The sequence below is a fragment of the Silvania confinis genome (genome assembly GCF_025564085.1).
Taxonomy (GTDB): Bacteria; Pseudomonadota; Gammaproteobacteria; order Enterobacterales; family Enterobacteriaceae; genus Enterobacter; species Enterobacter confinis.
The window spans coordinates 46,040-56,978 of record NZ_JAMGZJ010000075.1 but is presented as its reverse complement, the minus strand read 5'-3'; the positions used below and the strand labels follow the sequence as shown (position 1 = coordinate 56,978).

The window sequence follows — 10,939 nt, the reverse complement described above, 5'->3', positions numbered from 1 at the left end:
CAGCTCCAGTGGAAATTTGCTTCATTCCACCAGCAATAATTTATAAAGCGGTTGATTCTCTTCAACCAAATCGGCCAGCGTGTAGTTATCCAGTTCCTTGAGAAAACCGAGCACGGCCTTAGAAAGTGCCTGCTTCAGACGACAGGCGGGGGTAATGTGGCAGAAGTCGCTGCTGCAATTCACCAGCGTCAACGGTTCCAGATCGCGTACCACATCCCCAACGCGAATACTCTGCGCCGGTTTACCGAGGCGAATACCGCCGTTTTTCCCGCGGATGGCTGTCACGTATCCGGCACGGCTAAGTTGGTTGATTATTTTGACCATATGATTACGGGAAACACCGTACACCTCTGTCACCTCAGAGATACTGGTCATTCGTCCATCGGGTAACGACGCCATGTAAATCAACGCTCGTAATCCGTAATCGGTGAAACTTGTTAACTGCACATCAACCTCAGGAAAAGGGTAAAACGCGGCATATCCGCGGAGATATTCACTACTGATGATAAACCAGCCAGATAGTTAACGGCGAATTTATTTGAACTGAAGGGATGAAATGAGGAGGTAAAAAGCCGAATGTGCGTGGCATATCCGGCCTGTAATGCGTTTGTTGACCCGGCAGGCGAAGCGCCGCCGGGCAAAACCATCATTATGCGTCGAACGGGTCGCGCAGAATCATCGTTTCAGTACGGTCCGGGCCGGTAGAGATAATATCAATTGGCACGCCGGTCAGTTCTTCAATACGCTTGATGTAGTCCAGTGCTGCCTGCGGCAGACCGCTGTGCTCTTTCACACCGAAAGTCGTTTCAGACCAGCCCGGCATGGTTTCATAGATTGGCTCAATACCCTGCCAGTCATCAGCCGCCAGCGGCGTGGTGGTGACTTCGCGGCCATCAGGCATGCGGTAAGCCACGCAGATTTTCACTTCTTTCAGGCCGTCCAGCACGTCGAGCTTGGTCAGGCAGAAGCCAGAAAGGGAGTTGATCTGCACTGCACGACGCACTGCAACCGCATCCAGCCAGCCGGTACGACGACGACGACCGGTGGTCGCGCCAAATTCGTTACCTTGCTTGCACAGGAACTCGCCGGTTTCATCAAACAGCTCAGTCGGGAACGGACCCGCACCCACACGAGTGGAGTAAGCTTTGATGATACCCAGAACGTAATCCACATAACGTGGGCCCAGGCCAGAGCCGGTTGCCACGCCACCTGCGGTGGTGTTAGAGGAGGTGACGTACGGATAGGTACCGTGGTCGATATCCAGCAGCGTACCCTGCGCACCTTCAAACATGACGAAATCGCCACGCTTGCGCGCCTGATCCAGCAGATCGGACACATCCACAACCATACCGGTCAGAATGTCGGCAATCGCCATCACGTCGTCCAGGACTTTCTGGTAATCCACGGCGTCAGTTTTGTAGTAATTGACCAGCTGGAAGTTGTGATATTCCATCACTTCTTTCAGTTTTTCAGCAAAGGTAGCTTTGTCGAACAGGTCGCCAACGCGCAGACCGCGACGGGCAACTTTATCTTCGTAAGCCGGGCCAATGCCACGACCGGTGGTGCCGATCGCTTTCGCGCCGCGCGCTTTTTCACGCGCCAGATCCAGTGCGACGTGATAGTCGAGGATCAGCGGGCAGGCTTCGGAGAGCAGCAGACGTTCACGAACCGGGATCCCACGGTCTTCCAGGCCTTTCATCTCTTTCATCAGCGCAGCAGGTGACAGCACAACACCGTTACCGATGATGCTGGTCACATTGTCACGAAGAATGCCTGATGGAATCAGATGGAGGACGGTTTTTTCACCGTTGATTACGAGAGTATGGCCTGCGTTATGACCACCCTGATAGCGTACAACAAATTTAGCACGTTCAGTCAGAAGATCGACGATCTTCCCTTTACCTTCGTCACCCCATTGGGTGCCCAGCACGACGACGTTGTTACCCATTTTCAAAACCACCGGTTGCTTAAAAATGGATTCTACCATCGGTTTTGATGATGTTCAGCTTTTTTTGTATACAAATCTCGGCGAATTTGCCGCGTTCATGCGTAGTTTAACGATTACCTCAACATCTTGTGTGACGAAGCGATAACCATCACAACAGGTACCTCCTGAGTGCGTGGCAAGATTGAACACAAGGCAAAATTCATACTCATGCCGTCAACTTCATCTAAGCCGATATATATGATTCCGGGTGATGAACAAAAAATCATCACCCCCCTCCATTGCTGGTTTCAATAAAAATTGTCAGTATTCCACCGTGTCTCAGAAGAGGCATTTTTTCTCATAATTAGGATGATTAGCATGAAAGAATTAACTGCATTTGAAATGGAATCCGTAAACGGTGCGGGTTGGCTGCAGGATGGTTTGGCCTCTCTGGGCAGTTCTATGGGCGCGTCAGCCTGGACTCTGAGCAGCAATTTGCTGACGATTGATTTACCGATAATCGGTACCATCAATCTTGAATCTATCGCGCCAAACCTGGGTTCTCAGGTGGGTAATATGATTGGCACCGTAATTGGTTTTACGATTGAAGGCTCATTGGCAAGCATACCGATGTTTGGTGGTTTTATTAATAAACTGCTGGGCAACTAAGTCAGCCATTCATGTTTAAAAAAAATGGCACCTCAGTGAGGTGCCATTATTGATTCCAGACCGCGTATTAACGCGTAACGGCCGGTGATTTCATGTAGCGGAAGAAGTCGCTATCCGGGCTCAAGACCATCACATCCTGATTGCTCTGGAAGCTATTTTCGTACGCACGCAGGCTACGAATAAAGGCGTAGAAATCAGGATCCTGGCTGAATGCGTCAGCGAAGAGCTTCGCCGCTTCTGCATCGCCTTCACCACGCTGGATACGACCCTCACGCTCAGATTCTGCCAGCGTTTTGGTGACTTCATAGTCCGCCGTCGCGCGCAGTTTCTCAGCTTCTTCCTGACCCTGTGAACGATGGCGACGGGCTACCGCTTCACGCTCGGCGCGCATACGGTTGTAGATCGCTTCGGACACTTCGGTTGGCAGGTTAATCTGCTTGATACGCACATCAACCACTTCAATACCTAAGGCCGCCATACTGTTCGGGTTGATCACCGGAACTTTGCCGTTGGTTTCAGTCTGAACACGCTCAGCGGCTTTAGCAATTGCATCATCAGCGGCTGGTGTAGAGACTTCATCTTCCGTGCCAGCAGAACCGGAGTTCAGCGCATCGCGAACTTCCAGGGTCAGGCGACCGCGGGAGTCGGTTACGATGTCTTTGACATCCAGGCGACCAATTTCAGAACGCAGACGGTCAGAGAACTTACGTTTCAGCAGGACTTCTGCCTGAGAAACATCACCGCCACCGGTAGCAAGATAGTAGCGGCTGAAATCACTGATACGCCATTTGATGTAAGAATCAACGATCAGGTCTTTCTTCTCTTTGGTCACGAAGCGGTCGGCCTGGTTATCCATGGTCTGGATACGGGCATCGAGCGTTTTTACCGATTCGATCATTGGGATTTTGAAGTGCAGGCCCGGTGCGTACACCAGCGGCTTGTTTTCGCTATCACGCAAAACTTTACCAAAACGCAGGGTAATGCCGCGCTCGCCCTCTTTGACAACAAAAATAGAGGTATAAAGCACGACCAGCACGATGATGATAATCGCTATAACTGACTTACGCATCGTTATTCCCCCTGACGCTGGTTGTCGTTACGCTGCGCGTTGGCGCGGCGTTGGTCCATGATGTCACCATCGTTTGAAGAAGAGCTGGAACTGCTGCTGGCGTTACCGGTCGACGCTGGCGGCAAACGCAACAGATTGTTTGCTCCGCTGTTATCGCCCTTCGCTCCACTCGAATTTCCGCCTTTCAGCATCTGATCCAGCGGCAGAACCATCAGGTTGCCATTTTTGCTGTCATTCACCAGCACCTTACGGGTGTGGCTCAGCACTTTCTCCATGGTCTCGATATACAGACGCTCACGGGTAATTTCCGGTGCGGCTTTATATTCAGGAAGCAGCTTCGCAAAGCGTGCCACTTCACCCTGAGCTTCGAGGATGGTCTGGGTCTTATAGGCGCGCGCTTCTTCAAGAATACGCTGTGCCTGACCGTTTGCACGCGGCTGCACTTCGTTGATGTAGGCTTCCGCTTCACGGATGTACTGCTGTTCGTTTTCACGGGCAGCAATCGCATCATCAAACGCCGCTTTCACCTCTTCCGGCGGACGAGCAGCCTGGAAGTTGACGTCCAGCAGGGTGATACCCATATTGTACGGGCGAATGGTCTCTTCCAGCTCACGCTGGGTATCGCTACGAATAACGGTACGGCCTTCGGTCAGAATACGATCCATCGTGTATTTGCCGATCACGCCGCGCAGCGCGCTGTCGGTCGCCTGACGCAGACTGTCATCCGCGCTGGTCACGCTAAACAGATAGTGCTGCGGATCGGTAACACGGTACTGCACGTTCATCTCAACGCGGACGACGTTCTCATCGGACGTCAGCATCACGCCGGACGCCGCCAGTTCACGCACCGATTCAACGTTAACGGCCTGCACGTTATCAACGAAGGTCGGTTTCCAGTTCAGGCCCGGCTCAACCAGATGGCTGAATTTGCCAAAACGGGTTACCACACCGCGTTCTGCTTCTTTGATGGTGTAAAACCCGCTTGCAGCCCAGATGATCACCGCTGCGGCGGCCACAATGCCCACCACGCGACCACCAATATGAGGACGCGGCCCCTGGCCAGAACTGCCGCCTGTGCCTCTACCACCGCCAAGTCCGCCCAGCTTTTTACTTAGCTTGCGGAAGATATCATCCAGATCGGGTGGCCCCTGCTCGCGACCACCTTTGTTGCCATTTCCCCCGGAGTTGCCGCCTTGATTATTGCTGCTCCCCCACGGGTCGCGGTCTTGTCCGTTATTATTACCGGGCTGATTCCACGCCATGTATGTGCTCCATATTTGTTATGCGGTGATATACCGTCCTTCGCAGGCATGCCGGAGCATCCATAGCGCGTTCGGGTATCCCAAAGGGCAAAAACCTTCAGGCTCTCCTTTCCGGTCAGACGATGTAGTCGACCAGCGCAGGTTCTTGTTTACAGAGGCGACGCCAGTCAACGATTGGCATACGGACTTGCAACCCCACGCTGCCGTCATCCTCCATCCACTCTTTTTCTATCGCCTGAAGCTGATAAAATCGGCTGCGCAGTCGGCCTTCCTGAGGCGGTAGACGCAGTGTGTGCTGCGCCACTTCACCAGCAAGTCGTTCTGTTAAAGCCTGGAAAAGCAGTGGTACACCGATACCGGTCTGGGCAGAAAGCCAGACCCGAATCGGTATGTTCTCTTCATCCCTGTCGATACGTGGCTCAAAGTTATCCAGCATATCGATCTTGTTCATCACCAGCAGCGTTGGGATCTCGTGCGCGTCTATCTCTTCCAGCACGATATTCACTGCGTCGATATTTTCCTGCACGCGTACGTCGGCGGCATCAATAATGTGTAACAGCAACGTCGCCTGACGCGTTTCCTGCAAGGTGGCTTTAAATGCAGCCACCAGATCGTGCGGCAGATGACGGATAAACCCTACGGTATCCGCCAGCACGGTTTCGCCTACGTCCGCAACGTTAATGCGGCGCAGTGTCGGGTCCAGGGTCGCAAACAGCTGGTCTGCGGCAAAAACCTGGGCCTCAGTTATCTGGTTAAACAGGGTGGATTTACCGGCGTTGGTATAACCGACAAGCGACACCGTTGGGATGTCCGCTTTTTGTCGGGAACGACGTCCTTGCTCACGCTGTTTCTCAACTTTTTCAAGCCGCGAGAGGATCTGAGTTATACGGCCACGCAGTAAACGACGGTCGGTTTCGAGCTGGGTTTCACCCGGACCGCGCAAACCAATCCCGCCTTTCTGTCTTTCAAGGTGAGTCCAGCCGCGCACCAGACGCGTCGCCAGATGGCGCAACTGCGCCAGCTCAACCTGCAGTTTCCCCTCGTGGGTACGGGCACGTTGAGCAAAAATATCTAATATCAAACCCGTGCGATCGATAACACGACATTCGCAAAGGGCTTCAAGGTTACGTTCCTGAGCAGGAGAGAGCGCATGATCAAACAGCACGACTGACGCACCGGTTGCTTTTACGGCTTCCGCAATTTCTACTGCTTTACCTTCACCAACAAAATACTTCGGGTGCGGTGCTTTACGGCTACCAGTAATCACCTGCAATGCTTCGACGCCAGCGGAAGAGACCAGAGCTTCAAACTCCTGGAGGTCTTCCATATTTTTGTCTTGCGTAAAATAGATGTGTACCAGCACCGCGTGTTCACCGGCATCATAGCGGTCAAACAAGCGTATAATCCTCAAAATAAATCAGCGGGGAACGCAGGAAACCTGGCTCCCCGTGTGGATAAACAGCCCGTAACCTTATTCGGTTTCTTCGCTGTCCTGCGCAGGAGCAGAAGAACCCTGCGCGTTGCTGCCATGATGGTAGTTACTACCGGTGCCGCCGCCAGCGTTATTGCTGTGATGGGATACTGGGCGAGACGGAACAACAGTAGAGATCGCGTGCTTGTAGACCATCTGGCTGACCGTGTTTTTCAACAGAATCACGAACTGATCGAAAGACTCAATCTGACCTTGCAGCTTAATACCATTCACCAAATAAATAGAAACTGGAACACGTTCACGACGCAGTGCGTTCAAGAACGGATCTTGTAAAGATTGCCCCTTAGCCATTCTATCTTTTCCTTATATGCTTGTTTTGTACTTAGAACCTTGCGATTCTGAAAAATTGCGCACGATACGGCTTAATTGTACACATTCAGTCTGCGATATCACCCACAACCTGTAAAACTTCGTTGAACGCTTGCTGTGGCTTTTCACTGTCTAACCAATGAATTCCGTCCCAACCGCGCAACCAGGTTATCTGGCGCTTCGCCAACTGTCTCGTGGCGCAAATACCTCGATAAACCATTTCATCATATGAAATCTCGCCGTCAATGTAAGACCACATCTGGCGATAACCCACACAACGAATGGAAGGCATATCCGTATGCAAATCTCCGCGAGCAAAAAGCGCCCGCACTTCTGCTTCAAAACCTGAAGCCAACATCTGATGAAAACGCTGCTCAATTCGCTGATGGAGCAGTTCACGGCTCGCCGGGGCGATGGCGAACTGATGCACCTGATACGGCAGAGCCTCTCCTGACGTTTGCGTCAGTTCCGTTAAAGTTTTACCCGAAATGAAAAAAACTTCCAGTGCCCGGGAAAGCCTTTGCGGATCATTTGGATGAATCCGGGCTGCTGCAACCGGATCGACGTCGGCCAGTTGCTGATGCAGCGCGCCCCATCCCTGCTCTGCCGCCTGTTGCTCAATCTTTGCTCTTACCGCCGGGTCCGCCGAGGGCAATGGCGATAACCCTTCAAGTAACGCCTTGAAATACAGCATTGTTCCGCCAACCAGAAGAGGTATGCGGCCTGCGGCTGTGATCTCTGACATCTGCGCCAGCGCATCGCGGCGGAAATCTGCCGCCGAATACGCCTGCGCCGGATCGAGAATATCCAACAGCCGGTGCGGTGCCGCGCGTAATTCTTCTGCGTCTGGCTTTGCCGTACCGATATCCATCCCCTGATAAATAAGGGCGGAATCAACGCTAATCAACTCTACTGGCAAAACTTTACGTAGCTCAACGGCTAATGCAGTCTTACCCGAGGCCGTTGGCCCCATCAAAAAAATCGCCTTTGGCAGGCTGGTATTGCTTATGTCACTCATTTTTCAGGGCGTTCTTAGCCGTTTGTAAATCGACAAGTTGTAATAAACCACCCGGCGGCGCTTTCACCAGCTGCGGGCAAAGGCGTTCGACCTCTGCCAACACGGTGATGGCCTGCGCCATGTTCCACGAAGGATGATCGCTGGCCAGATGGCGGGCGATCCACTGCGCGGTATCGGCGGCATCAAACGTCGTTTGCTGCGCCAGGTAGCCTATCAGTTCAGGAATCAAGTTTTGTAAATTTTGTTGGCGTAAGGGTAAAGGCACCGCACGAAGCGTGACGTGCTGGGCCTCAACCACAACTTCGATGCCCATTTCAGCAAGTGAAGCCTGATTACGCTGTAAAATCTGCGTTTCTTCCGGCGTAATTTTTATCCGCACCGGGATCAGCAGCGGCTGCGCACAGGCCTGATTACTGCCGGGTGTCAGGAGCGCCTGCTTTAACCAGCGCTCAGCCACCGGCAGAGACAGCAGTGTCAGCCTGCCGTCACGCTCCAGCAGCGCTGTATCCGGTGCCACTATCGTCAACACTCGACCAAAACTTTGGCTATGACCGGCCAGCGTTTCCGTTGCCGGAGTGACATCCTCCGCGCGATGCCCGGTTGTCGGAGTATCCAGCAGTTTGCGATACGCCACGCCCTGCTGCTTTTGATAGCCCGGCTGCGCATGTGGATAGTTAGCGCCCGCAGGCCGGGGGGTACCGCTACCGCTCGCGTAGCGCGGAGCAGAAGGTTCACGCGCGGCAGCCGGCTCCGCAAACTGGTTGCGCCCAGCGGCAACGCGATTCTCCGGGATCGGACGCGGCAGACTTTTCTCTTCACTCAACGGCAACGCGGGGTCATCCTGCTGCTGCAGTACGCTCAGCACGCCCTGGTAGATGAAGTCATGCACCAGCCGCGACTGATGAAAACGCACTTCATGTTTGGCCGGATGCACGTTGACATCAACCTGATGCGGGTCGATCTCCAGATAGAGCACAAAGGCGGGCTGCTGTCCGACGCCCAGCTTGTCTTCACAGGCCTGACGGATCGCATGATTGATCAGACGATCGCGCATCATGCGCCCGTTCACGTAGCAATACTGAATCTCAGCAAAAGCAGCACTGCTGACTTTCGGATCGGCCACCCAGCCGCGCAGGGCCAGATCGCCATGCTGCCACTCAATCGCCAGCGCCTGCTCGAGAAAAGGAGTACCGCAGATGGCGCCCAGCCGACGCTCTTTCTGCCCATCCTGCGCCACAGCGCGGTACTGGCGCATTACCTTACCGTTATGACTCAGGTTGATAGCGACATCGAAGCGCGCCAGCGCGATGCGGCGAATAATCTCGTCGATATGTCCGAATTCGGTTTTTTCGGTGCGCATAAACTTGCGTCGCGCGGGCGTGTTGTAAAACAGATCCAGCACTTCGAGGGTGGTGCCTACCGGATGCGCAGCCGGTTTGACCGTCACGTCCATGTCCCGGCCTTCGGCGTAAGCCTGCCACGCTTCCGGCTGTTCAGCGGTACGGGAGGTGAGCGTTAAGCGCGAGACGGAACTGATACTGGCCAGCGCTTCGCCGCGAAATCCGAGGCTGATAATGGCTTCCAGATCGTCAAGAGAGGCAATCTTACTGGTGGCGTGACGCGCCAGCGCCAGCGCCAGTTCATCTTTTTTGATGCCGCAGCCGTTGTCACGAATGCGGATAAGCTTCGCGCCGCCGCGTTCAATATCAATCTCGATCCGGGTGGCGCCCGCATCGAGACTGTTTTCCACCAGCTCTTTCACCACCGACGCAGGACGTTCTACCACTTCGCCGGCGGCGATTTGGTTCGCAAGCTGCGGCGGCAGAACCTGAATCGGCATGTGATCTCCTTAGTTGGTCGAGGTTGTCTCGCCAGGTAACGCTGCGCTGGCGGTCTGCCCCGCGCCACCCTGCGGTGCCGACTGGAGCGGATGGGCATCAAAATACTGACGCAGACCCTTGTAGATCGCTTCGGCAAGCTGCTGTTGATATCTGTCGCTGCCCAACAGTCGCTCTTCACCGTTGTTACTGATAAAGCCCGTTTCCACCAGAATGGACGGGATATCCGGCGAACGCAGTACGCCAAGGCTGGCATGTTCCGGGCGACGCTTGTGCAGGGAACCTACGCTTTGCAGCTGATTCAATACGTTAGTCGCCACATCATACCCGACGCGCTGAGAATGACCGAACTGTAAATCCAGTACCGCCTGGCTCAGGTAGGGGTCGGACTGACTGTTCGCCAGTACATCACCCGCACCACCCAACAGCTCGGACTGCTTTTCATGTTCCTCAAGCCAGTTTGCCATTTCGCTGTTGGCGCGACGGTTGGAAAGCACCCATACGGATGCCCCTGTCGCGTTACGGTTTGGAGCCGCATCAGCATGTACCGAGACCAGGAAATTGGCATTCTGCTGGCGTGCCACGTCAGAGCGGCCCATCACGGACAGGAAATAGTCGCCGTCGCGGGTCAGGACGCCTTTAAACATCGGATCGTCATTCAGCAATGTCCGCAGCTTGCGGGCAATCGCGATGGTCACGTTTTTCTCACGCGTGCCGCCCGGGCCGATCGCACCAGGATCGTCGCCACCATGTCCGGCGTCGATGGCTATGATCACTTTTTCGCCGTTCGCCGCGCGCGCCTGAACCGCCGGACGCGTCACCGTGTTGCTGCTGGTGACGGTGGTAATTCGGTCGCTGCCGGTTTTAAACGGGTTACGGGCCGGCTCGCTTGGACGTGGCGTCACAATCGGTGCCTCTATCCGCTTTGCCACCACCGGTGGTGGAGGCGGCGGCGGTGGGGCATCGGCATTAATGGTAAAGACAACCATATAGTTAGCGCCGTTTTGTTGCTTCACCGCCCGGGTTTTACCGTTTTGCGTCAGGTCGACCACCAGACGCAGGGACTGACCGTCTTTTGGCGTGCCGGAGCGAATGCTGCGCACCAGGTTATTACCGCTGAACTGCAGCGGCAGTCCCTTGATGACGCCGGTCTGTTTGATATCCAGCGCCACGCTGCGCTTATCGTCCTGTGAGAACGCGTATTCCGGATCGCCCATAAAGCTAAAGGTGATGCGAGCCTGATTGTCCCCGTTGGAGACCTGAATATCGGACAAACTTGCCGCCCCGGCCTGCGAGCAAAACAGCACCGTTGCCGCTATCAACCAACTTTTAACGTGATTAATCATCCCGTTGTC

At 54.3% G+C, this 10,939-nt stretch carries 10 protein-coding genes; 1 reads left to right on the top strand and 9 read right to left on the bottom strand.

Annotation, left to right across the window (positions count from 1 at the left end; all coding sequences use genetic code 11):
• Positions 1 to 21: 21 nt before the first annotated feature.
• The gene (gene nsrR / locus M8013_RS11295; RefSeq protein WP_271267897.1) at positions 22 to 447 is read right to left on the bottom strand and encodes a nitric oxide-sensing transcriptional repressor NsrR; all 426 of its coding nucleotides are present in this window, start codon (positions 445 to 447) and stop codon (positions 22 to 24) included.
• A gap of 202 nt (positions 448 to 649) precedes the next feature.
• A complete protein-coding gene (purA, locus tag M8013_RS11290; protein WP_271267896.1) occupies positions 650 to 1,948 on the bottom strand; it encodes an adenylosuccinate synthase in 1,299 nt (432 codons plus the stop codon).
• A gap of 357 nt (positions 1,949 to 2,305) precedes the next feature.
• On the opposite strand from purA, the gene M8013_RS11285 reads away from it, so the two are divergent.
• Positions 2,306 to 2,596: a hypothetical protein gene (locus M8013_RS11285; protein ID WP_271267895.1), complete on the top strand. Its 291-nt coding sequence runs from the start codon at positions 2,306 to 2,308 to the stop codon at positions 2,594 to 2,596.
• Positions 2,597 to 2,663: 67 nt separating this feature from the next.
• Here the strand turns inward: M8013_RS11285 and hflC are convergent, their stop codons facing one another.
• The 7 genes from hflC to amiB form a co-directional block, all read right to left on the bottom strand.
• Positions 2,664 to 3,665, bottom strand: coding sequence for a protease modulator HflC (gene hflC, locus M8013_RS11280; RefSeq protein WP_271267894.1), 1,002 nt, complete (start codon positions 3,663 to 3,665; stop codon positions 2,664 to 2,666).
• A gap of 2 nt (positions 3,666 to 3,667) precedes the next feature.
• Positions 3,668 to 4,927 carry an FtsH protease activity modulator HflK gene (hflK, locus tag M8013_RS11275; RefSeq protein ID WP_271267893.1) on the bottom strand — a complete coding sequence of 420 codons (1,260 nt, stop codon included), beginning with the start codon at positions 4,925 to 4,927 and terminating at the stop codon, positions 3,668 to 3,670.
• 115 nt (positions 4,928 to 5,042) lie between these two features.
• On the bottom strand, positions 5,043 to 6,323 hold the full coding sequence (hflX, locus tag M8013_RS11270; RefSeq protein WP_271267892.1) for a ribosome rescue GTPase HflX: 1,281 nt from the start codon (positions 6,321 to 6,323) through the stop codon (positions 5,043 to 5,045).
• A 75-nt stretch (positions 6,324 to 6,398) separates the two neighbouring features.
• Positions 6,399 to 6,710, bottom strand: a complete 312-nt coding sequence (gene hfq / locus M8013_RS11265; protein ID WP_006810391.1) for an RNA chaperone Hfq — start codon at positions 6,708 to 6,710, stop codon at positions 6,399 to 6,401.
• Between the two features lie 85 nt (positions 6,711 to 6,795).
• The gene (miaA, locus tag M8013_RS11260) at positions 6,796 to 7,746 is read right to left on the bottom strand and encodes a tRNA (adenosine(37)-N6)-dimethylallyltransferase MiaA (protein WP_271267891.1); all 951 of its coding nucleotides are present in this window, start codon (positions 7,744 to 7,746) and stop codon (positions 6,796 to 6,798) included.
• The gene (gene mutL / locus M8013_RS11255; RefSeq protein ID WP_271267890.1) at positions 7,739 to 9,586 is read right to left on the bottom strand and encodes a DNA mismatch repair endonuclease MutL; all 1,848 of its coding nucleotides are present in this window, start codon (positions 9,584 to 9,586) and stop codon (positions 7,739 to 7,741) included. Before mutL ends, miaA begins: the two co-directional genes overlap by 8 nt.
• A 9-nt stretch (positions 9,587 to 9,595) precedes the next feature.
• Positions 9,596 to 10,930, bottom strand: coding sequence for an N-acetylmuramoyl-L-alanine amidase AmiB (gene amiB / locus M8013_RS11250; RefSeq protein WP_271267889.1), 1,335 nt, complete (start codon positions 10,928 to 10,930; stop codon positions 9,596 to 9,598).
• Between the last annotated feature and the right edge of the window lie 9 nt (positions 10,931 to 10,939).

Coding starts and splice junctions, on each gene's coding strand:
- purA (WP_271267896.1), bottom strand. CDS start 1,948: ATGGGTAACAACGTCGTCGTGCTGGGCACCCAATGGGGTGACGAAGGT.
- M8013_RS11285 (WP_271267895.1), top strand. CDS start 2,306: ATGAAAGAATTAACTGCATTTGAAATGGAATCCGTAAACGGTGCGGGT.
- hflC (WP_271267894.1), bottom strand. CDS start 3,665: ATGCGTAAGTCAGTTATAGCGATTATCATCATCGTGCTGGTCGTGCTT.
- hflK (WP_271267893.1), bottom strand. CDS start 4,927: ATGGCGTGGAATCAGCCCGGTAATAATAACGGACAAGACCGCGACCCG.
- hfq (WP_006810391.1), bottom strand. CDS start 6,710: ATGGCTAAGGGGCAATCTTTACAAGATCCGTTCTTGAACGCACTGCGT.
- miaA (WP_271267891.1), bottom strand. CDS start 7,746: ATGAGTGACATAAGCAATACCAGCCTGCCAAAGGCGATTTTTTTGATG.
- mutL (WP_271267890.1), bottom strand. CDS start 9,586: ATGCCGATTCAGGTTCTGCCGCCGCAGCTTGCGAACCAAATCGCCGCC.
- amiB (WP_271267889.1), bottom strand. CDS start 10,930: ATGATTAATCACGTTAAAAGTTGGTTGATAGCGGCAACGGTGCTGTTT.